Below are 21,959 nucleotides of genomic sequence, written 5' to 3'. Positions count from 1 at the left end.
CCGCCCCCCCAACCCCCAGGAGCCCGCGTGCAGGCAGCCGTCACCGTCACTCCCGCCCGTGTACCGGAACTACTGCTCGGTCTCGCGACCGTGCGGCCCGTGTTCCTCTGGGGCGCCCCGGGTATCGGAAAGTCCTCCCTGGTCAGGGAGTTCGCCGAGTCGCTGGGCCTGGAGTGCGTGAGCCTGCTGGGTACGCAGCTGGCGCCGGAGGACCTGATCGGCGTACCGCAGATCCGGGACGGCCGTTCCGTCTTCTGTCCGCCGGAGGCGATCGCCCGCGACGAGCCGTACTGCCTGTTCCTGGACGAGCTGAACGCGGCGACCCCGGACGTCCAGAAGGCCTTCTACTCGCTGATCCTCGACCGCCGCATCGGCAACTACGAGCTGCCCGCGGGCTCGATCGTGATCGGCGCGGGCAACCGCTCGACGGACAACGCGCTCGCGCGCCCCATCGCGTCCGCCCTGGTCAACCGCCTCACGCACGTACACCTGGAGGTCTCGGCGAAGGACTGGCTGGTGTGGGCGGCGAGCAACGACATCCATCCGTGGGTGCTCGACCACCTCACCGACCGCCCCGACCACCTGTGGTCGAAGCCGCCGAAGACGGAGGAGCCGTTCTCCACGCCCCGTTCCTGGCACATGCTCTCGGACGCCCTGCGTTCCTTCGGCCCCACGCTCGACGAGCCGACGCTCAAGGTCATCGCGCACGGCACGCTGACGCCCGCGCACGCGGTCGCCTTCTGCGGCTATGTGAAGATCGTCCGCAGTCGTTTCGGCATCGAGGCGATCCTCAAGGGCGAGGCCCGCTGGCCGAACCGCGTCGAGGACCGCGACCTGCTGTACTACCTCGCCGAGTCGTTCCGGGGACGGCTGGTCAAGGAGCTGCCCACCAGCAAGGAGCACGCCTCGGCGAACGGCCGGCAGACCGCGTACCGCGCGAAGTCGCTGCTCGTGCAGCTCGCGGAGATCTCGGTGGAGGTCGCCCAGAGCGTCATCGCCTCGGACGAGGACGGCAACCCCGTGCTGCCCGCCTGGTTCCTGGTGGAGGCGGCCCGCGACATGCCCCGGCTGGTGGAGGCCCGCCGGTGACCCGTACGGGCAAGCAGGCGGAGCCGAAGAAGGACCTGGCGGCCGAGGCGTTCGCCGAGGGGATGCGGCTCGTGCGGAGCAACCGCGCGCTCGCCGCCATCGGCTTCAGCGTCTGCCGCCAGGAGGACTGCGAGGAGTCGCCCCGCGACGGGCTCGTCCGCGTCGACTCCGACGGCGTGCTGCACGTCCACCCCAAGCGCCGCGCCCGGCCCGTCGAGTGGGCCTGGGCGGTCGCGCACGCCGCCCTCCACCTCGGCTTCGGACACGTACCGGCGCACAAGACCGTGCGGGAGCAGCCCGACCGCTTCGACCTCGCCGCCCGCTGCGTCGTCGTCAACCGCTTCCTGCTCGGCTTCCCCATCGGCCTGACCCCCGCGGACCTGCCGATGTCGTACCCCGACGGGGACGAGGAGCAGCTCGCCGCGCGCTGGCGCCGCGACGGCGCAGGTATCCCCGCGGTGTACGAGCGCTGCGGTACGGCGGGCGACGAGCCGGACCTGCTGCTGGTGCCGTGGGACACCTGGCGGGGAGGTTCCGCGCCGGACTGGCAGCTCGCCTTCGCCCACGCGCTGACGCGCACGGTGTCCGCCGCGATGGACATGGCGGGCGGCCGGCGCGACTCGATGCGCGGCGGCATCACTCCGCGGCAGCCGTGGGAGCGGGCGCTGAGCTGGTTCGTGTCCTCCTATCCGCTGCTCGGGGGCATCGCGGCCGGCATCACGATCGTCGCGGACGCCGAACTCGCCCACGCGCACGGCATCTCCGTCGCCGCGGTCGACCCGGAGGCCGCCGAGATCTACATCAACCCGCTGCGGCAGTTCGACGACGAGGAGTGGCGGTTCGTCCTCGCCCACGAGATGCTGCACGCCGCGCTGCGCCACGGTGACCGCTGCGGCGTCCGCGACCCGTACCTCTTCAATGTCGCCTGCGACTACGTCATCAACTCCTGGCTGGTCGAGATGCAGGTCGGCGTGATGCCCGAAGGGCTGCTGTACGACCAGGAGTTGAAGGACCTCTCCGCCGAGGAGGTCTACGACCGGCTCGCCACCGACCTGCGCCGCCACCGACGCCTCGCCACCCTGCGCGGCAAGGGCGTGGGAGACATCCTCGGCGGCCCCCTCGGCTCGCCCCGCGCCTACGTCGACCTCGACGAGTTCTACCGCCGCGGCCTCGCCCGGGGCCTCGACCTGCACCAGCGGCAGGAGCGCGGGTACCTGCCCGGCGGCCTCGTCGAGGACATCCGCGCGCTCAGCCATCCGCCCCTGCCGTGGGACGCCCAATTGGCGCGCTGGTTCGACGAGTTCGTGCCGCGCCCCGAGCCCTTGCGCACCTACGCCCGCCCGTCCCGCAGACAGGCCGCCACCCCCGACATCCCGCGCGCCGGACGGTACTTCCCGCCCGAGGAGATCGCCCGCTGCACCTTCGGCGTGGTCCTCGACACCTCCGGCTCCATGGACCGCACCCTGCTCGGCAAGGCACTGGGCGCGATCGCCTCGTACGCCGAGGCCAGGGACGTACCGGCCGCGCGGGTCGTGTTCTGCGACGCGGCACCGCACGACGCGGGCTTCGTCCCGGTCACCGAGATCGCGGGGCGGGTACGCGTCCACGGCCGGGGCGGCACGATCCTGCAGCCGGGTGTCGACCTCCTGCACCGGGCGAAGGACTTCCCGCCGGGCGCCCCGGTCCTCGTCATCACCGACGGCTGGTGCGATGTGCTGCGGGTCCGCCGCGAGCACGCCTATCTGATTCCGCAGGGCGCGTCCCTGCCGTCCACCGCGCGCGGGCCGGTCTTTCGCGTGCGCTGAGCCCGACGGTGACCCGAGTGTGATCGGATGGTGCCACGGACCCGGAACCGGGACCTCGTCGAAAGGGAATCATCGTGGCAACAACGCGCTCCGCACACACCGTCTGGGAAGGCAACCTGCTCGAGGGCAACGGCGTCGTCACCTTCGACTCCTCCGGCATCGGCGAGCAGCCGGTGTCGTGGCCGTCGCGCGCCGAGAAGGCCAACGGCAAGACCAGCCCGGAGGAGCTGATCGCCGCCGCCCACTCCAGCTGCTTCTCCATGGCGCTCTCGCACGGCCTCGCCGGCGCCGGCACGCCGCCCACCAAGCTCACCACCTCCGCGGACGTCACGTTCCAGCCGGGTGAGGGCATCACGGGCATCCACCTCACGGTGGAGGGCACCGTCCCGGGCCTCGACGAGAACGCCTTCGTCGCCGCCGCCGAGGACGCCAAGAAGAACTGCCCGGTCAGCCAGGCGCTGACGGGCACGACGATCACGCTGACGGCGAAGCTCGCCTGACACCCCGCCGTTCCGGAACATCGGTACACCGCTTCTGAGGCGATGCCGCGCCCCGTGCGAGGGGCGCGGCATCGTCATGTCCGGCCAGGTCCGGGGTACTTGCCCCATTGACAGCATCGCACTCAAGTTTTGTGATGGAACGCGGTGATGGAACGCGGCAAGACCTGGGCGGAAGGGGACGGACATGGCACGTGCGGTCGGGATCGACCTCGGTACCACGAACTCGGTGGTCGCCGTACTGGAAGGGGGTGAGCCCACGGTCGTCGCCAACGCCGAGGGCGCGCGCACCACCCCCTCGGTGGTGGCGTTCGCCAAGAACGGTGAGGTGCTCGTCGGAGAGGTGGCCAAACGGCAGGCCGTGACGAACATCGAGCGCACCGCGCGCTCCGTCAAACGCCATATGGGGGACCCGGGTTGGCGGTTCCCCGGCAGTGACGGCGGCACGATCGACGGCACCCGCTACCGCGCGCAGGAACTCTCCGCGCGCGTGCTGCAGAAACTGAAGCGGGACGCCGAGGCGTATCTCGGCGAGGACGTCACGGAAGCCGTGATCACCGTGCCCGCCTACTTCGACGACACCCAGCGCCAGGCCACCAAGGAGGCCGGCGAGATCGCGGGCCTGAGCGTTCTGCGGATCATCAACGAACCGACGGCCGCGGCGCTCGCGTACGGACTGGACCGGGGTGAGGAGCAGACCGTCCTCGTCTTCGACCTGGGCGGCGGCACGTTCGACGTCTCGCTCCTGGAGATCGGCGACGGGGTCATCGAGGTCAAGGCCACCAACGGGGACACCCAACTGGGCGGCGACGACTGGGACCAGCGGGTCGTCGAGCACCTCGTCAAACGCTTCAAGGGCCAGTACGGCATCGACCTCGCCCAGGACAAGATGGCGCTCCAGCGGCTGCGGGAGGGCGCGGAGAAGGCCAAGATCGAGCTGTCCTCGTCCACCGAGACGACCGTCAACCTGCCCTACATCACCGCGACCGGCGACGGCCCGCTGCACCTCGACGAGAAGCTGACGCGCGCTCAGTTCCAGAAGCTGACGGCCGACTTGCTCGAACGCTGCAAGGCCCCCTTCCACCAGGCGGTCAAGGACGCCGGGGTGAAACTCTCCGCGGTCGACCATGTCATCCTCGTCGGCGGCTCCACCCGGATGCCCGCGGTGACCGAGGTGGTCAAGGAACTCACCGGCAAGGACCCGCACAAGGGCGTCAACCCGGACGAGGTCGTGGCACTCGGCGCGGCGCTCCAGGCGGGCGTCATCCGCGGCGACGTCAAGGACGTCCTCCTCCTCGACGTCACCCCGCTGTCCCTGGGCATCGAGACCAAGGGCGGCATCATGACCAAGCTCATCGAACGCAACACGACCATTCCCACCCGGCGTTCGGAGATCTTCACCACCGCCACGGACAACCAGCCGTCCGTCGGCATCCAGGTCTTCCAGGGCGAACGCGACATCGCCGCCTACAACAAGAAACTGGGCGTCTTCGACCTCACCGGGCTGCCGCCCTCACCGCGCGGGCTGCCGCAGATCGAGGTCGCCTTCGACATCGACGCCAACGGGATCATGCACGTCTCGGCGAAGGACCTCGCCACCGGCCGCGAGCAAAAGATGACCGTCACGGGCGGCTCCGCGCTCGCCAAGGACGACATCGACCGCATGATGCGCGAGGCCGAGCAGTACGCCGACGAGGACCGCAAGCGCCGCGAGGCCGCCGAGACCCGCAACCAGGCCGAGCAACTCGTCTACCAGACCGAGAAGTTCATCCGCGACAACGAGGAGCGGATCCCGGCCGACATCAGGACGGAGGTAGAAGCCGCGATCGCCGAGCTCCAGACGCTCCTGAACGACCGGGACGGCACCGACACGAACACCCTGCGCACGGGCGCCGAGAAACTGGCCACCGTCAGCCAGAAGATGGGCCAGGCCATGTACGCCCAGGCCCAGCAGTCACCCCCACCGGACCAGCCGCCCGGCACGGAACAGTCCACCCCACCGGACGACGAGAGCGTGGTGGACGCGGAAATAGTGGACGAGAACCCCAAGGACACCCCCACCTGAGAGCCGATACTCACCCCCACCACGCAGGGGCGCGGGGAACTGCGCGCTCAGCCCAAGACGACGGTCAGCCGACGTACGTGCTCAAGCACCCCTGGGCGGAGCCAGCCTCAAAAATCCGCCCGGCGCGCCAGAATCATCTCCCTGGTCCGCCGGGCGGAAGCCACCCCCGTGGCCATATGGTCCAGCACCTCCAGATGCGCAGCCACCTCCTTGCGGGAGTCCAGGTACAGCGCCCCGGTCAGATACTCCGTGTACACCATGTCCGGCAGCTCCGGCTCCGCGAACCGGAACAGCACGAACGGCGCGTACGTCCCCGGATGGGGCCCCGCCGAGAACTCGGCGATCTGCAGCGTGATGTGGTCGTTCTCGACGGCCGCGAGGAGATGGTCCAGCTGGTCCGCCATCACCTCGGACCGGATGCTGACCGGCCGCTGGAGGACCGTCTCCTCCATGATCACCCACAGATGCGGCGGACGTTCCCCCGTGAGCAGCTTCTGCCGCGCCATCCGCAGGGACACATGGCGTTCGATCTCGGCGGTTCCCGTCTGCCCGACCGTGCCCGCCTCCAGGACGGCACGGGCGTAGTCCTCGGTCTGCAGCAGCCCCGGCACGAAGTGCGGCTCGTACGACCGGATGATCGAGGCGGAGCCCTCCAGGCTCACGTACAGGCTGAACCAGTCCGGCAGGACGTCGTGGAAGCGCTGCCACCAGCCCGGCTCGTTCGCCTCCTCGACCAGCCGGATGAAGGCCGCCGTCTCCTCGTCGCCCACTCCGTACGTCGACAGGAGCACCTGGACGTACGGGATCTTCAGCGCGACCTCGGCCATCTCCATCCGCCGGACGGTCGCGGGCGCCACCCGCAGGCTCCGCGCGGCCTCGTCCCGCTTCAGGCCGGACGCCTCACGCAGCTCCTGGAGCCGTCTGCCCAGTACCACCTGCCCCACGGTCGGCGCCGGCCGCCTCTCACTCACGCCACGCCTCCCCGTGCCCCGAACATGGCGAGAAGTGTGTCACGTTCCCGCGAAAGCCTCACCGGATCCCCTCATCCTGCCCGGTGTGTCGGCATGGGGGTCGTACCGGCGGTGCGGGCCGGTGGGGGCTTGTCGCGCAGTTCCCCGCGCCCCTGAAGGGCGAAAAGCAGGGGCGCAGCCCCGTTTTTGGGGGCGCGGGGAACTGCGCGGCCAGCCCCCACCGGCCCGCCGGAAGGACTGACGACCCTCGGCCTGAGGAGGCGTCAGGGCATCAATGCGTGCAGGTACTTCACCGTCGCCGGGTCGGCCGGAAGCAGCGTCTCGATCGCCAGTTCGGCGACCGTCACGTCCATCGGCGTGTTGAACGTGGAGATGGACGAGATGAAGGACAGCACCCGCCCCTCGTGCTCGATCCGCATCGGCAGCGCGAAGTAGGGGACGGGCTCCGCGGGCTCCTCGTCGAGCGGGGCGTCGAGCGCCGCGGCGGACGCGGCGGCGGGCGGAGCCGGATAGGCGGCCACCTCCTCGTACAGCGTGCGCAACGGCTGCGAGCGGCGCAGGGCGATGTCCCGTTCCATCTGGGCCAGCAGATGGCCGCGCCATTCGCGCAGATTGCGGATCCTGGGCGCCAGGCCCTCCGGGTGCAGCGTCAGCCGCATCGCGTTCAGCGGCGGGGCGAGCAGCTTCTCGGGGACGCCGCCCAGCAGCATCAGGATGCCCCGGTTGGCGGCGACCACGTTGTACGTGGCGTCCACGACCAGCGCCGGATAGGGCTCGTAGCCCTGGATCAGCCGCTCCACCCCCTCCCGCAGCGCGTCCAGTGCCGGATCGTCCAGCGGGGTCTCCGGATAGTGGGGCGCGTAACCGGCCGCCAGCAGAAGGGAGTTGCGGTCCCTCACCGGTACGTCCAGGTGCTCGGCGAGCCGCAGCACCATCTCCTCGCTCGGCCGGGAGCGGCCCGTCTCGACGAAACTGATGTGCCGCGCCGACGACCCCGCCCGCAACGCCAGCTCCAGCTGACTCACCCGGCGCTGCTCCCGCCAGCCGCGCAGCAGCGGACCGATTCCCTTGTCGGCCGCCGGGGCACTGCCCCGCGCACCGGCGGACACGCTGACGGACCCCGAGGTGTGCGCGGCGCTGGTCATGCCCCGACCGTAGTCGACGCGCCCGCACGGGTCGACGCCCCGCCGTGCGGCCGAATGCCGCCTTCGCCGCCCGCCGGGACCCGCCTGACCAGGGACGGGGGAGCGGGACTGTGGCAGGCTGAGGAGATCCGGATGCCATGGAAGGAGCGCGTACATGCCCCTCGAACCGTTGTCGCAGAAGGAGATCGAGGACCGGCTCGCGGAACTGCCCGGCTGGTCCCTGGACGGAGACAGAATCTCCCGTTCCTACCGGCTGGGCTCGCACTTCGCCGCGGCGGCCCTGGTCGTCCACATCGCCCAGGTGCAGGACGAGCTGGACCACCACTCGGACCTCACACTCGGCTACGACACCGTCTCCCTCACCGTGAACACGCACAGCGTGGGCGGCGCCGTCACCGAGAAGGACTTCGCGCTGGCCGGCCGGGTCGAGGAGCTGAGCACGGGGCACGGCGCGCGGTGAGCACGCTGGTCTTCGACTACGACGAGGAGGCCGAGCGGTACGACGCGCTGCGGGGCGGCGAACCCCGTGCCGCGGCAGCCGCCGACGCCGTTCTCGGGCTGCTCGCCGACGGCACCCGCACCCTCCTGGACGTCGCCTGCGGCACCGGTACCGTGACCCGCCGGTTCCTGGCGGCCGGTCTCGACGTGACCGGCGCCGATGCCGCGTACGGCATGCTGAGCAGGGCCGCGGCGCGGGTGCCCGGCCGGGTCGTACTCGCCGATGCCCGCCAACTCCCCTTCCCCGACGGTGCGTTCGACGCCGTCTCGGCGATCTGGCTGCTGCACCTCCTGGACGACGCGGAACGGGTCGTCGCCGAGGCGGCCCGGGTGCTGCGCCCCGGCGGCGTCCTCGTCACGACCGTCGACAAGGCGGCCTCGCACGACGTGGGCAGCGACATCGACGCCGTGATGGCACCGCGTCCCCGGCGCGCCGCCCGGGACCGCTCCGACCTCGTGGGCTCGTACGCCGTCTGGCACGCGCTGCACCCGGTGGGACGGGCGGTCTTCCGTGGCCGCGGTCAGGGCCGCACCCCCCGCCAGGCGGCGGCCGACGTACGCCGCGGCTGGTACACCCTGCTGACGTCCGGCGACCCCCTCACCGAACAACTGGCCTCCCGCCTGGAACAACTCCCGAACCAACAAGTCCCACGCCCGGAACCACACTTCAAGCTAAGAGCCTTCCAAAAGCCGGGCCCGCCGCCTTAGGAGCGCGGGGAACGGCGCGAGCAAGCCGGGACGACCCGCAGCCAACACCCGGGCTCGACCCCCACCCCCCCTAGGGGTGCGAGGAACGGCGCGCCCAGCCTCGGACGGCCTGCAGCCAACATCCGGGCCGAACCCCCCACCCCCTCAGGGGCGCGGGGAACGGCGCGAGCAACCCCGGACGGCCTGCAGCCAACATCCGGGCCGAACCCCCCACCCCCTCAGGGGCGCGGGGAACGGCGCGACCAGCCCCGGGTGTCCCGCAGCCGGCATCGGGACCGCACCCCCACCCCCTGCGCGAGCAACCCCCGACCGCCTGCGGTCGACGCCAGGGCCGCGGCCCTGGGGGGTGGGGGCTGAGCCCGGGTGTTGGCTGCGGGTCGTCGGGGGCTGGTCGCGCAGTTCCCCGCGCCCCTAGGGGGGTGGGGGCTGAGCCCGGGTGTGGACTGCAGGCCGTCCGGGGCTGGGCGCGCCGTTCCTCGCACCCCTAGGGGGTGGGGGCTCGGCCCGGATGTTGGCTGCAGGTCGTCCGGGGCTGGGCGCGCCGTTCCTCGCGCCCCTGGGTGGGGGTGGGGCCCGAGCCCGGATGTGGACTGCGGGCGGTCGGCGCTGGTCGCGCGCCTACACGGCCGGCAGGCCGAACGCGTGGCCCCCCGTTGTCCCCCCGGGCAGCCCGTCGGCCAGGTAGCCGTCGAGGTCGGGGGTGTCGGGCGCGAGCACATGCCGCACCCAGGCGTCACGTTCGTGCAGAACCGGCGGCAACTCCCACACGCAGCCGATCCACGGCCGGTCCAGCGTGACGAAGTGCGTCGGGTCGCGGTCCGGACACCCCAGTACGGGCTGCCCCGCCGCGGCGCCCCCGAAGTGCAGGACGTTGTCCCACACCCAGCTGTACGCGTTGAGATAGGCGCCGTCGTCGCCACCCCGGTGCAGCACGACGAACGTGGCGGGCGGTGTGCCGTCCGCCTCCGGCAGCAGCTTCGGCAGCATCGCGTACGCCGCCTCCTCGACGTCGGGCGCGATGCCCGCCGGGTCGGCGGTGACGTGGTAGCGCTTGATCCACCGGCCCGCCACCTCGACGGGAGGCAGCACGGTCAGCAGTTTCTCCTTGAAGGCCATGGAGGGGACGCTAGACCCGCTCCACTGACACCTTCTGTCAGTGAAGTGTCGGTGATGCCTGCCATTCTGGGGCGATGAAGTCCGCCCGTCTCGTCTCGATCCTCCTGCTGCTCCAGACCAGGGGCCGGATGACCGCCACCGCCCTCGCCGAGGAGCTGGAGGTCTCGGTGCGCACGGTCTACCGGGACGTGGAGGCGCTGAGCGAGGCCGGTGTCCCGCTGTACGGCGACGCGGGTCATGCGGGCGGCTACCGGCTCCTCGACGGCTACCGCACCCGTCTGACCGGCCTCACCGCGGGCGAGGCGGAGGCCCTGTTCCTCGCGGGTGTGCCGGGCCCGGCCGCCGAGCTGGGACTGGGCCCGCTGCTGGCCGCCGCCCAGCTCAAGGTGCGTGCCGCGCTGCCGAGGGAACTGCGTGAGCACGCGGACCGCATCAGCGGCCGCTTCCACCTGGACGCGCCGGGCTGGTACGCGGATGCCGGCGACGGCGCCGCCCCGTTTCTGCCGGCCGTCGCCGACGCCGTCTGGAACAGCAGGGTCCTGGACGTCCTGTACCGCCGCTGGCGCGAGCCGACCGACGTACGGCGCCGCCTGGAACCGTACGGCCTGGTCCTCAAGGCGGGCCGCTGGTACGTCGTCGCGGGCCCGGGACCGCGTACGTTCAGGGTCGACCAGATCCTCGAACTGGGCTCGTCCGGGCAGGAGTTCAGCCGTCCTGACGGGTTCGACCTCGGCGCGTACTGGGCCGGGTACCAGCGGGACTTCCACGACCGGCTGCACCGGGCGGAGGCGGTGGTCAGGCTCGCCCCCGGCACGCGGCTCTCCGGCCCGGCGGGTGACGCCGTGCGCGCCAACGGCGTTCCGGAGGAGGGGGGTTGGACCCGGGCCACCGTACCCATCGAGTCCGTCGAGCACGCCCACGCGGAGTTCCTGCGGCTCGGCACGGGGGTGGAGGTGCTGGCACCGCCCGAACTGCGCGAACGCATCGCGGCGACGGTCACCGCGCTCGCCCGCACCTACACATAGAGAGCGCTTACCAAATCACGGCAACCCCCTCGCCCCCAGCGGCAACTGAGGTGACAGAACCCGTCTGCCCCCTCCCAGGGAGGTACCCCACCGTGCAGCACCCGCATCGCAGACGCAGCAGGACCCGTCTCGTCCTCTCGACCGTGCTCGCCGGCGCCCTCGCCGCCGCCGGACTCACCACGCTCACCGCCACGCCCGCCCAGGCCGCGACCGCCCGCCAGGTCGAGAAGCTCGACCGGGGTGTCGTCAGCGTCCACACCGACGCGGGCAACCTGGTCAGCTGGCGCTGGCTCGGCACCGACCCGAACGACGTCTCGTTCAACGTCTACCGGGCGGGTACGAAGGTCAACTCGACCCCGATCACCGGCTCCACGAACTACTTCCACTCCGCGGGGCCCGCCCAGGCCGACTACACGGTCCGCGCGATCGTGGGAGGTGTCGAGCAGGCCGACTCCGTGCACGCGATCCAGTTCCGCACCGGATACAAGGACGTACCCATCAGCCCGCCCGCCGGTGGCACCACCCCCGACGGTGTCGCGTACACCTACGAGGCCAACGACGCCTCGGTCGGCGACCTCGACGGCGACGGCGCGCTCGACTTCGTCCTGAAGTGGCAGCCCACCAACGCCAAGGACAACTCCCAGTCCGGCTACACCGGCAACACGATCATCGACGGGATCAAGCTCGACGGCACCCGGCTGTGGCGCGTCGACCTCGGCCGGAACATCCGCTCGGGCGCGCACTACACCCAGTTCCAGGTGTACGACTACGACGGCGACGGCAAGGCCGAGGTGGCCGCGAAGACCGCCGACGCCACGGTCGACGGAACGGGCGCGGTCATCGGCAGTTCCTCCGCCGACTACCGCAACTCCAGCGGATACGTCCTCTCCGGGCCCGAGTACCTGACCATGTTCAACGGCCAGACCGGCAAGGCGATGGGGACGGTGGACTACGTCCCGGCGCGCGGCACGGTCTCGTCGTGGGGCGACTCGTACGGCAACCGCGTGGACCGGTTCCTCGCGGGCACCGCCTATCTCGACGGCGCCCGGCCCTCGCTCATCATGGCGCGCGGCTACTACACGCGCTCGGTGATCGCGGCCTGGGACTGGCGGGGCGGCGCGTTCACCCGCCGCTGGACCTTCGACACCAACTCGTCGACCAACACCGGCAAGGGCTACGACGGCCAGGGCTCGCACAGCCTGTCGGTCGGGGACGTCGACAACGACGGCAAGGACGAGATCGTCTACGGGGCGATGGCCGTCGACGACAACGGCAACGGCCTGTGGACGACGAAGACCGGACACGGCGACGCCCAGCACCTGGGTGACCTGGACCCGGGGACCTCGGGCCTCGAATACTTCAAGGTCTCCGAATCCGCCTCGCAGCCCGCCGAGCTGTACATCAACCCGGCCAACGGCGCGATCCGCTGGCAGCTCGCCTCCTGCTGCGACAACGGCAGGGGAGTGGCCGGGGACATCTACGCGGGCAACGACGGCGCCGAGGTGTGGTCCGCCTCCGACACCAACATCCGTGACGAGGCCGGCGCCACCAAGGGCCGCGAACCGTCCTCCGTCAACTTCCTGTCCTGGTGGGACGGCGACACCACACGCGAACTCCTCGACGGCACCCACATCGACAAGTACGGCACCTCGTCCGACACCCGCCTGCTGACCGGCGCCTCCGTCCACTCCAACAACGGCACCAAGGCCACGCCGGCCCTCTCGGGCGACCTCTTCGGCGACTGGCGCGAGGAGGTGGTCTGGGCGACGAGCGACAACACGGCCCTGCGTATCTACTCGACCCCGACCGAGACCGCCACGAAGATCACGACCCTGCTCCACGACACGATGTACCGCACGGGCATCGCCTGGCAGAACACGGCCTACAACCAGCCCCCGCACCCCAGCTTCTTCATCGGCAACGGCATGCCGACGGCACCGCGACCGACCGTATACACGCCGTGACCCGCTGAAACGGGTTCCGTAGGCGAGAAAGGAGAGCGGCCGTCCGAACACGTGGGACGGCCGCTCACCTCTCATTCACCAGAGCTGGGGAGCGTCTGGGGAGATCCGAGGGCAGATCAGCGCAGTCCGGCGAACAGGTCCTTCTCCGGCAGGGCCGCGCCCGTGGCGTCCTTCACCCGTACGAAGGTCTCCATGCCCATGAACTCGCCGAACCTCTCCTTGCCCATCTTGAGGAAGAAGATGTTGTCGCCCTGGCTGGCGTGCGCGGCCAGCGAGTCGAACTTCTGACCGCTGAACGCGGTGGTGTCCACCCACGTGGTGATCTCGTCGTCGGGGAGGCCGATCTTGGCCATCTCGGCGACCTGGGCGGGATCCGGCTCCGGCATCTCCGGGTGGAACTCGCGCATGATCTCGCCGAACCGCTGCATCGTCGAGCGGGGCATCGTGGTCCAGTACACCTTCGGCGTCAGCTCGATCAGCTCCAGCGCCGCCATCGTGATGCGGTGGGCCTGGATGTGGTCGGGGTGGCCGTAGAAGCCGTTCTCGTCGTAGGTGACGACCACATCGGGCCGGTAGTGCCGCATGAGGTCCGCGAGCCGGGCCGCACCCTCCTGCACGGGGGTCTGCCAGAAGGATCCGGGGGCGTCGTTGCTCGGCCAGCCCATCATTCCGGAGTCGGCGTAGTCCAGCGTCTCCAGATCGCTGATCTTCAGGACGTCGCAGCTCGCCAGAAGCTCCTGCCGGCGCATCGCGACGACCGCCGCCGGGTCGTGTCCGGGATCGCCCGGCTTGACACCCCCCGGCCCGTCTCCGCAACCGCCGTCGGTACAGGTCACGAGCACCGTGCGGATTCCTTCCGCCGCATACTGCGCGAGGATCCCTCCGGTGCTGGTGGCCTCGTCGTCGGGGTGGGCGTGCACAGCCATGATCGTCAAGGGCCGGTCGGTCATGAAAAAGATCCTTCTGCAGAGTTACATCTTGGTCCGAGGCCGGGGCAGGTCACACCGGTGCCTCGGTCGATGCAACAGTGTCGACCGCACCGCCTGTTCCCGGTCCGGCCGCCCGGCCTTCGGGGTGTGGTCGCACAAGGAGGGCGCGGACCCGACGGGTCCGCGCCCTCCCGTTCGTCCCGCCCGGGGGTCAGGTCACCGAGCAGGACTGGTCACCGAGCTTGAACGCCGTCGGCTTGGTGTTGGATCCCGACCAGCTGCCCGTGAAGCCGAAAGCCACGGACGAACCGGCCGCCACGTTCGCGTTCCAGCTCACGTTCTTCGTTGTGACCGCCGCTCCGGATTGGGTCGACTCCGCGTTCCACGCCTGGGTGACGCTCTGCCCGTCGGCGAAGGACCAGCCGAGCGACCACCCGGTCCAGGCGGCCGTGCCGGTGTTGGCGAGCTGGACGTCCGCCTGGAAGCCGCCCGACCACTGGTTGGTGATCTTGTAGGTGACCGCGCAGGCGCCGGTCGGCGTCGGATCCGTACCGCCACCGCCGCCGCCCGCGTCGGACGAGTCGCCGTAGATGACACCGCGCCCGTTCGTCGACACGTACACACGCCCGTAGACGCGCGGATCGCCGGTGATGGCGGCGCCCGTCCAGCCCCACTGATGGGCGTCGTCGTTGATACGGGTCCAGGTGGCGCCCTTGTCCGTGGAGCGGAAGATGCCCCGCACGCCGCCGATCTTCGCGCTCGTGTAGAGCGTCTGGTACGAGGCCCCGGTCGCCGCCTTGCCGAAGCCGACGGTGTCCGCCTGCTCGACGTTCGACAGCTTGGTGAAGGTCGCGCCGGAGTCCGTGGAGTGCCACAGCCCGTACGCGCCGTCGCTCGCCCCGCCCGCCAGCCAGACGTCACCCTTCGTGCCGGGAAGCGCCTTGAACCGTACGCTGTCGCCGCTCGGCAGTCCGGTCGCCGCGGAGGCGGTGAAGGTCGCGCCGCCGTCCGAACTGACGTAGAACTTGCCGGACTTGAAGCCGTAGAAGGTCTTCGGGTCGACCCGGTCGGACTCCACGACCGCCCCGGCCGGGATGCCGCTCGACGCCGTCCACGACGTACCGAACCCGGTCGCGTGGTGCACGCCCGCGCCCGCCGGACTCCACACGAACCGGCTGCCGTCGGAGGCCGCCGCGACCGTGCCGCCGCCGCTCACCCCCGAAGGGTCGGTGCCCGCGAACCAGTTGGCGCCGTTGTCCGTCGAGAACGCCACGTGCGGACCGGAGTCCAGGTTGCCCGCCCGCACCACGATGCCCGGGTTGGACTCCGCGAAGTCGAGGCTCGTCGTGCTGGTGAAGTTCGGCGAGGTGAACATCATGGACGGGACCTTGGTGAGGTCCGTGTGCCGGAAGCCGCCGATGTCGCCCAGGGCGCTGAGGAGTTGGGCGCCACCGGACGGGGGAGCGGCCAGGTCGTTGACGGCCGTCTCCTCCAGCCCTTGCACCATCGGCTTGACGGTGAACTGGCCGCCGCTGTCCCACTGGTCCAGGTTCTCGGTCCCGTAGATCGTCGCGCCCGTCCCGTACATCATCCGGGCCGAGTTGAACGGGTCGATCTCCAACGCCTCGGTCATCCAGCCGAGTTTGGGTGTCTGCTCGGGCGGCGACGGATTGGCTCCCCAGGTCAGCCAGGGCGAGGACGACACGTCCATGGTGAAGCGGTTCGAGCGGTTGGGGTACGACGTGTAGTCCCAGGCCTGGGTCCAGGCGCCGCCACTGTTGGTGGAGCGGAAGATCTGAGTGTCCGGCCACCAGGAGCTGTACGCGGTCGCCATCACCGTGCCCGGCTTCTGCCGGTCGACGGTCAGCCCGCTGAAGCCGTAGTAGGTGTCGGCCTCCGCGACCGGGCTGATGTCCGTCCAGGCGCCGGTCGCCGTCGTGTACCGCCAGATCCGGCCCTTGCCGCCGTCGTAGGGACCGCCCTTGTCGCTGTACGCGAGATAGAGATAGCCGTTCGTCGCGTCCAGGACACCCTTGTGGGCCAGGTACCCGGTGGGCTGTCCGGCGATACGGGACCAGGTCGCGCCCGCGTCGGTCGAGCGGTAGACGGCGTTGTCCTTGTCGGCGACCCCGACGTAGATGTTCTTGGTGGCATCGGTGCCGGTGCTGCTCGACTCGTCGAAGGTGACCCAGGCGATGCCCTGGTTGTCGGAGGCGTACCCGCTGGTGTCGGTCGCGTCCTGGACGTAGTTGCCGACGTTCGGGAAGTTCGTCACCTGCGACCAGGAGGCCCCGGAGTCGGTGGACCGCCACAGCCCCTTGCCGCTCGGCGCGCCCAGATACAGCACGCTGTTCCTGTGGGGGTCGACGGCGAGCCGCTCACCCATACCGCGTCCGGGCATGTTCCCGCCCAGCTTGAACGGCAGATCGGCCTTCAGCCAGGTCGCACCCCGGTCGGAGGACCTGAGCACGGCCCCGTTCCCCGGGTCCCAGCTGTTCGTGTACGTGCCGACGGCGGCGTACACCTTGCTGGGCGCGACGGAGTCGGAGGCGAGGCTCACGACACCGGTGTGCCCCCACCGGTCCCAGCCGACCGAGTCGAGCAGCGGCGTCCAGCTTTTCGACGCCTCCTGCCAGCGGTAGGCGCCGCCGATGTCGGTGCGGGCGTACGCGAGGTTCTTCTCGGACCGGTTGAACACGATCCCGGGGACGAAGCCGCCCCCGTCGATACGGGCGTTCTTCCAGGTGTAGGTGTCGGCGGCGACGGACACCGCCGGCCCTTTCTCGACGGGCTGCGCGGCGAGTGCGGGAGGCGTGCCGGCGAGCAGCCCGGCGGCGAGCCCGAGCACAGCGGTGAGAACGGGGGTTCTTCGGGTTCTTCGCACGGTGAGGGTCCCTTTCGTGAGGTGAAAGGCGTGACGACCGGGCGGCTCCGTGGGGGTGGAGCCGCCCGGTCCCGGTGCACACGAGCCCCTTCAGGGGCGCGGGGAACTGCGCGGCCAGCCACATCCGGCCCGCAGCCTCAGTACCGCCCCACCCGCGGAGCGACATGCGGGGCTTATTCGAGAAGCTCCGCGTACGAGCCCATGGCGAGGGCGATGTCCGCCTGGGCCCAGAACCGGTGATAAGTGAAAGAAGGCGCGGCCCCGCCGGCCAAGTACGCCTCGATCTTCGACCAAGCCGGATCGTCCTCGTAGAACGACCGGATCGAATCGAACGTCGACGACGAGTTGACGACGTCACCGTTCGGCATCCTGCCGCTCCACCCGCTCGGCACGTACACCGAGTCGTCGAACCGGTTGTAGTCGGCCCGGGTCTCCGGGACCGCGACACCCAGCGCGTCCTGGTTGTTCGCCCACATACCGTCGAGCAGCGCCTTCGCCGTGGTCTTCGCCTCGGCGTCACCTGACCGGTCCGCGTAGTACGTCAGGGTCTTGGCGTACGCGGCCGCCACCCCGACGTCGTTCGTGTAGTCGGCGACGGTGACATGAAGTCCCGTGTTGGCGCCGGGACTCGACGCGTTCCAGGTGTCCGGCTTGCCCGACCACTGGAGCGTGCTCGGGATCCGGAAGGTGCCGTCCGGGTTGACCGTGGTGTTGGCCAGCGCCCAGTCGACCCACTTGTCGAGGACGGTCTTCGCGCTCGCGTTGCCCGTCTGCTGGTAGTACTCGGCGACCCGCTCCATCGACCACGCCTGGAAGCCGAACCACTGGTTGGACGGCGGGTCGTGGTAGACGGGCTTCTCGTCGTAGTACATGCCGTAGAAGGTCGGTGTCCCGGAGGGCGGTGTCGCGTAGCGGCCCTGCCAGCTGTTGGTGGCACCGCCCGCGATGGCTCCCTCGCTGGACTGCAGCCACCGGTAGAACTCCAGCTGCCGGCCCAGCGACTTGGCCCAATCGGCTTGTCCTGTGGCCGACTTGGGCTTCAGGTCGGCGTACGAGCTGAGCGCGTACGCGGCGAGGGGGTTCTGGTAGCCGCCGTGGGTGTGGCTGGAGCCGATGCGCCAGGCCCAGCCGGCCGAGGCGTCGGTCGCGCCGCCCCACGCGTAGTACCAGTTCAGCAGGTAGTGGGAGGCGTCCTTGCCGGTGCCCGCCGGGCAGGTGGACGGACCCACACAGTTGCCGATCTTCTTGAAGTACTTGTCGTACATCGAGTAGCGGAGATAGTCACCCATCTTCGCCGCCTTGCCGACGGTCGCGGACACGTCCGCGCCCTTGCCCTGCGCCTCGGCCCAGATGTCCGCCCAGTACGCGGCCTGTACGGCACGCGCGTCGGCGTCGGGGGCGTTGGTGAACTTCCACTGCTTGGCGTAGGACGCGTCCTTGGTGAACAGGTCCAAGTACCCGTTCGTACCGCCGTACTTGAAGGCGTCGCAGGTCGGCTGAGGCACCGTCTCCCACACCGACTCCTGCGCACCGCGCTGGAAAGTGTTGATGTACGAGGGACCGGTGTCGGCCGGGCCGGCCTCGCACTTGCCCGGCGAGTTGCCGTACCCGTAGACGTTGTCCACGTCCTGAAGCCAGTGCATGCCGTACACGTCGTCCGTGCCGTACGCGCTCTTCAGCTCGGCCGCGATCGGGTCGGGGCCCACCGAGATGCCCGAGTCGAGCTGCGCCGGGTACTCGTTCGGCGTGTCCAGCTCGGGTGCGTACGTCGCCGGCTTCGAGGCGTTGTAGAACGAGTTGGTCGGCTGGTCGGCGTGCGTGGGGATCATGAACTTCTCCATGATGTCCCAGGCACCGTTGAACTTCGTCCAGTCGCCCGTGACCTTGCCGTACATGGCCTGCAGCCACAGCAGATAGCTGTACGCCTCGGACGTCGTCTCATGCCCGTGGTCGGGCGCCTCGACGATCAGTGTCTCCACCGAGTGGTACGGGATGCCCTCCGGCGAGAAGTAGCCGTTCGCCGGGTTGGTGATCTTCCCGTAGAGATCCAGGAAGCGGGCGTCGTACTCCTTCGACGCGGCGAGCTGGGTGACGGTCACCGAGGCCTTGGCGTGTCCGGTGGCCGTCGAGTCGAAGACGGCCGAACCGGTACCCGTGGCATTGGCCGTCACGGTCACCTTCTGTGCCGTGGCCCAGTTCGACGGGGTGAAGGTCAGCGACGCCCCGCCGGTGACGGACAGCCCCGTGTTGCCGCTCGCGCGAGCGGTCGCCACGGTCACGTTCGCCGACGGCTGGGTCGAGAGCTTGACGTCGTACGTGCCCGTCTTGCCCTGCTGGACGCCGAGTTGGGTCGGCGAGACCACCACCGCGGGACCCGAGGCGACCGTGATGCCGACCGGGGTGGACTCCGCGGACGCGCCCAGGCTGTCGTACGCCTTCGCCAGCAACGAATGACTGCCCACGGTCAATCCCGTGGCCGAGAGCGAGTACGGGGAGCTCGTGTCGGTGCCCAGCAGGGTCGTGTCGTCGTAGAACTCGACCTTGCTGATCGTCGCGCCGTCCGCCGCCGCGGCCGTCGCGGCGAGCGGGACCGCCGTCCCCTGGGAGTACACGGCACCCGCCGCGGGGCTGGTCAGCACGGTGATCGGCGGCTGATGGGCGCCGGCGCAGGTCGTGCCGTTGATCGCGAAGGAGGCGGGTGCGGTGTTGGTGCCGCTGTAGGTGAACTGGGCGCCGGTCGTGACGGCCGCCCCGACCGCGATCGTCCCGTTCCAGGACGCGTTCGTCGCGGTGACCGTCTTCCCGGACTGCGACCAGGTGCCGCTCCAGCCGCTGCTGAGCTGCTGGTTACCGGTGTAGCCGTACGTCAGGGTCCAGCCGCTGATCGCCTCCGTGCCGCGGTTGGTGAGGGTGAGCTCGGCGGTGAAACCGGAGCCCCAGTCGTTCGTCCTGTAGTCGACGCTGCACTGAACGGCCGCCGCCTGTGCAGGAGTTGTACCGGTGGTGAGCATGGTCAGCGGGAGCGCGAGGGCCGCCACCACGGCTGTCCACATCCGCCGCGCACGGCGTCTGCGTCTGGGTGCCATGTTCTGGTTCCTCTCCTTGCGGCTCGGAGATGGGGGGAGGAGCAACAAGCCTTGAACCAGTGGGAGCGCTCCCATATTGGAGAGAGGGGTGCAAGGGGTCAAGGTGCTTGAAGAGTCGAAATGATTCGATAGATCAAGAGTGCAACTCCTCTGTCGTTTACCAACACTTGGCGCTACCTTCGTCCGCACCAGTGGGAGCGGTTCCACCAGTCGACGCGCCTGTCACGGCGCGACCGAACTGCAAGGAGTCGCTCATGCGCCACCCCCGCGTTCACCTTTTCCGGTGGCCGGCCCTGAGCGGTCGGCGCCGACGCACTCCTTCATCGGCCGCGCCATGACGTGCTTCGACGTGTTCACGACGGCATCACCACGTCGTTCGGCATCGGGCCGCGAGCTTCCGCGCGCCCTCGACGAATAGGACACCCCGCACATGAGCCGTACCAGAACTGCATTTCTCGCGGCGCTGGCGCTGGTCGCCGGGACCGCGGGCGCCGCCGTCGCGGCGATACCCCCGGACGTCGGCGCGGCCGCCGTCCCCTGCACCGTGGAGTACAAGGTGCAGAACCAGTGGGACACCGGCTTCACCACGGCGGTGACGGTCACCAACAACAGCGCGGCCAAGTCGAGTTGGGCCGTGAAGTGGTCGTACGCCGGCAACCAGAAGGTGACCAGCGGCTGGAACGCCAAGTTCAGCCAGAGCGGCACCGCGGTCACCGCGGCCAACGAGAGCTACAACGGCACGCTGGGGACCGGGAGTTCGGTCAGCTTCGGCTTCAACGGCACCTACAGCGGCACCAACGCGCTGCCCACCACCTTCACCCTCGACGGTGTGACCTGCAACGTCGACGGCGGCACGGACCCCACCGACCCGACCGATCCCGGCACGGGCAGCCGGGTGGACAACCCGTACGCCGGCGCCAAGGTGTACGTGAACCCGGAGTGGAAGGCGAAGGCCACCGCCGAGACCGGCGGCAGCCGGATCGCCAACCAGCCGACCGGCGTGTGGCTCGACCGGATCGCCGCGATCAACGGTGTGAACGGCGGCATGGGGCTGCGCGCCCACCTGGACGCGGCACTGGTCCAGAAGGGCTCGGACCAGCTGGTGGTCCAGCTGGTCATCTACAACCTGCCCGGCCGTGACTGCGCCGCCCTGGCGTCCAACGGAGAGCTGGGCCCGACGGAGATCGACAAGTACAAGACCCAGTACATCGACCCGATCGCCGCGATCCTCGCCGACACCAAGTACGCGGGTCTGCGGATCGTCACCACCGTCGAGATCGACTCGCTGCCCAACCTCGTCACCAACGTCTCGCCCCGTGCGACCGCCACCGCCAACTGCGACACCATGAAGGCGAACGGCAACTACCAGAAGGGCGTCGGCTACGCGCTGAACAAGCTCGGCGACGTGCCCAACGTCTACAACTACATCGACGCCGGACACCACGGCTGGCTCGGCTGGGACGACAACTTCGCACCCTCCGCCGCGCTCTTCAAGGAGGCCGCCTCCACCGAGGGCGCGACCGTCGCCGACGTGCACGGCTTCATCGTGAACACGGCCAACTACAGCGCCACGAAGGAGAACTACTTCACGATCAACGACTCGGTGAACGGCACGTCGGTGCGCCTGTCGAAGTGGATCGACTGGAACCGCTACGTCGACGAGCAGTCGTACGCGCAGGCCATGCGCGCCCAGCTCGTCTCGATCGGCTTCCCCTCCGGCATCGGCATGCTGATCGACACCTCCCGCAACGGCTGGGGCGGCACGGCACGGCCCACCGCCGCCGGGCCGACGACCACCGTGGACACGTACGTCGACGGTGGACGCTACGACCGGCGCATCCACCTCGGGAACTGGTGCAACCAGTCCGGAGCGGGCCTCGGCGAGCGGCCGCAGGCGGCGCCGGCGACCGGGATCGACGCGTACGTGTGGATGAAGCCGCCGGGTGAGTCGGACGGGTCGAGCACCGCGATCCCGAACGACGAGGGCAAGGGCTTCGACCGCATGTGCGACCCGACGTACACCGGCAACCCGCGGAACAACAACAACATGTCGGGGGCGCTGGCGAACGCGCCGCTGTCGGGCCACTGGTTCTCCGCGCAGTTCCAGGAGCTCATGAAGAACGCGTATCCCGCTCTGTGACCTGCGCTTCCTGCTCGGTCGCCTGAAAGATCAAAAG

15 protein-coding genes are annotated in these 21,959 nt (G+C 70.0%); 9 read left to right on the top strand and 6 right to left on the bottom strand.

Features of this window, described 5'->3' with window-relative positions:
* Positions 1 to 27 precede the first annotated feature (27 nt).
* The 4 genes from ACZ60E_RS07640 (at position 28) to dnaK (ending at position 5,456) form a co-directional block, all read left to right on the top strand.
* The gene (locus tag ACZ60E_RS07640) at positions 28 to 1,089 is read left to right on the top strand and encodes an ATP-binding protein (RefSeq protein WP_384804841.1); all 1,062 of its coding nucleotides are present in this window, start codon (positions 28 to 30) and stop codon (positions 1,087 to 1,089) included.
* Between the two features lie 62 nt (positions 1,090 to 1,151).
* Entirely contained in the window at positions 1,152 to 2,894 is a 1,743-nt protein-coding gene (locus tag ACZ60E_RS07635; protein ID WP_469439012.1) for a vWA domain-containing protein, read from the top strand.
* Positions 2,895 to 2,968: 74 nt separating this feature from the next.
* Positions 2,969 to 3,394 (top strand): OsmC family protein, encoded by a 426-nt coding sequence (locus ACZ60E_RS07630; protein WP_384804839.1) that lies wholly within the window; start codon positions 2,969 to 2,971, stop codon positions 3,392 to 3,394.
* 184 nt (positions 3,395 to 3,578) lie between these two features.
* On the top strand, positions 3,579 to 5,456 hold the full coding sequence (gene dnaK / locus ACZ60E_RS07625; protein ID WP_469438922.1) for a molecular chaperone DnaK: 1,878 nt from the start codon (positions 3,579 to 3,581) through the stop codon (positions 5,454 to 5,456).
* 107 nt (positions 5,457 to 5,563) lie between these two features.
* Here dnaK and ACZ60E_RS07620 read toward each other — a convergent pair whose 3' ends face one another.
* Complete coding sequence (locus tag ACZ60E_RS07620) at positions 5,564 to 6,427, bottom strand: helix-turn-helix domain-containing protein (protein ID WP_384804835.1); 864 nt, start codon at positions 6,425 to 6,427, stop codon at positions 5,564 to 5,566.
* Between the two features lie 263 nt (positions 6,428 to 6,690).
* Positions 6,691 to 7,572: a helix-turn-helix domain-containing protein gene (locus tag ACZ60E_RS07615; RefSeq protein WP_469438921.1), complete on the bottom strand. Its 882-nt coding sequence runs from the start codon at positions 7,570 to 7,572 to the stop codon at positions 6,691 to 6,693.
* Between the two features lie 154 nt (positions 7,573 to 7,726).
* Between ACZ60E_RS07615 and ACZ60E_RS07610 the strand changes: the two genes are divergently transcribed.
* Positions 7,727 to 8,032 (top strand): 4a-hydroxytetrahydrobiopterin dehydratase, encoded by a 306-nt coding sequence (locus ACZ60E_RS07610; protein WP_384804831.1) that lies wholly within the window; start codon positions 7,727 to 7,729, stop codon positions 8,030 to 8,032.
* Positions 8,029 to 8,778 (top strand): class I SAM-dependent methyltransferase, encoded by a 750-nt coding sequence (locus ACZ60E_RS07605; protein ID WP_469438920.1) that lies wholly within the window; start codon positions 8,029 to 8,031, stop codon positions 8,776 to 8,778. Before ACZ60E_RS07610 ends, ACZ60E_RS07605 begins: the two co-directional genes overlap by 4 nt.
* Before the next feature lie 618 nt (positions 8,779 to 9,396).
* Here the strand turns inward: ACZ60E_RS07605 and ACZ60E_RS07600 are convergent.
* The gene (locus ACZ60E_RS07600) at positions 9,397 to 9,894 is read right to left on the bottom strand and encodes a hypothetical protein (RefSeq protein ID WP_469438919.1); all 498 of its coding nucleotides are present in this window, start codon (positions 9,892 to 9,894) and stop codon (positions 9,397 to 9,399) included.
* Positions 9,895 to 9,968: 74 nt separating this feature from the next.
* Between ACZ60E_RS07600 and ACZ60E_RS07595 the strand changes: the two genes are divergently transcribed.
* Entirely contained in the window at positions 9,969 to 10,919 is a 951-nt protein-coding gene (locus tag ACZ60E_RS07595) for a helix-turn-helix transcriptional regulator (protein ID WP_469438918.1), read from the top strand.
* 92 nt (positions 10,920 to 11,011) lie between these two features.
* The gene (locus ACZ60E_RS07590) at positions 11,012 to 12,883 is read left to right on the top strand and encodes a rhamnogalacturonan lyase (protein WP_469438917.1); all 1,872 of its coding nucleotides are present in this window, start codon (positions 11,012 to 11,014) and stop codon (positions 12,881 to 12,883) included.
* Positions 12,884 to 12,999: 116 nt separating this feature from the next.
* Here ACZ60E_RS07590 and ACZ60E_RS07585 read toward each other — a convergent pair whose 3' ends face one another.
* The 3 genes from ACZ60E_RS07585 to ACZ60E_RS07575 all read right to left on the bottom strand — a co-directional run bounded on the left by ACZ60E_RS07585 (position 13,000) and on the right by ACZ60E_RS07575 (position 19,782).
* Positions 13,000 to 13,833 (bottom strand): PIG-L family deacetylase, encoded by an 834-nt coding sequence (locus ACZ60E_RS07585; protein WP_384804821.1) that lies wholly within the window; start codon positions 13,831 to 13,833, stop codon positions 13,000 to 13,002.
* Between the two features lie 190 nt (positions 13,834 to 14,023).
* The gene (locus ACZ60E_RS07580; RefSeq protein ID WP_469438916.1) at positions 14,024 to 16,696 is read right to left on the bottom strand and encodes a cellulose binding domain-containing protein; all 2,673 of its coding nucleotides are present in this window, start codon (positions 16,694 to 16,696) and stop codon (positions 14,024 to 14,026) included.
* A gap of 173 nt (positions 16,697 to 16,869) precedes the next feature.
* On the bottom strand, positions 16,870 to 19,782 hold the full coding sequence (locus ACZ60E_RS07575) for a glycoside hydrolase family 48 protein (RefSeq protein WP_469438915.1): 2,913 nt from the start codon (positions 19,780 to 19,782) through the stop codon (positions 16,870 to 16,872).
* Between the two features lie 430 nt (positions 19,783 to 20,212).
* On the opposite strand from ACZ60E_RS07575, the gene ACZ60E_RS07570 reads away from it, so the two are divergent.
* Positions 20,213 to 21,922: a glycoside hydrolase family 6 protein gene (locus ACZ60E_RS07570; protein ID WP_469438914.1), complete on the top strand. Its 1,710-nt coding sequence runs from the start codon at positions 20,213 to 20,215 to the stop codon at positions 21,920 to 21,922.
* The last annotated feature ends 37 nt before the right edge of the window (positions 21,923 to 21,959 follow it).

It is taken from the genome of Streptomyces sp. NPDC102514, from assembly GCF_055584525.1.
Note: the sequence above shows the minus strand (reverse complement) of the source record. Positions and strands in the feature narration are given on the sequence as shown.

What these genes read in the sequence shown, in the direction of transcription:
- ACZ60E_RS07570 (WP_469438914.1), top strand. Translation starts at nt 20,213, where the DNA reads ATGAGCCGTACCAGAACTGCATTTCTCGCGGCGCTGGCGCTGGTCGCC.
- ACZ60E_RS07615 (WP_469438921.1), bottom strand. Translation starts at nt 7,572, where the DNA reads ATGACCAGCGCCGCGCACACCTCGGGGTCCGTCAGCGTGTCCGCCGGT.
- ACZ60E_RS07600 (WP_469438919.1), bottom strand. Translation starts at nt 9,894, where the DNA reads ATGGCCTTCAAGGAGAAACTGCTGACCGTGCTGCCTCCCGTCGAGGTG.
- dnaK (WP_469438922.1), top strand. Translation starts at nt 3,579, where the DNA reads ATGGCACGTGCGGTCGGGATCGACCTCGGTACCACGAACTCGGTGGTC.
- ACZ60E_RS07585 (WP_384804821.1), bottom strand. Translation starts at nt 13,833, where the DNA reads ATGACCGACCGGCCCTTGACGATCATGGCTGTGCACGCCCACCCCGAC.
- ACZ60E_RS07610 (WP_384804831.1), top strand. Translation starts at nt 7,727, where the DNA reads ATGCCCCTCGAACCGTTGTCGCAGAAGGAGATCGAGGACCGGCTCGCG.
- ACZ60E_RS07635 (WP_469439012.1), top strand. Translation starts at nt 1,152, where the DNA reads ATGCGGCTCGTGCGGAGCAACCGCGCGCTCGCCGCCATCGGCTTCAGC.
- ACZ60E_RS07595 (WP_469438918.1), top strand. Translation starts at nt 9,969, where the DNA reads ATGAAGTCCGCCCGTCTCGTCTCGATCCTCCTGCTGCTCCAGACCAGG.
- ACZ60E_RS07575 (WP_469438915.1), bottom strand. Translation starts at nt 19,782, where the DNA reads ATGGCACCCAGACGCAGACGCCGTGCGCGGCGGATGTGGACAGCCGTG.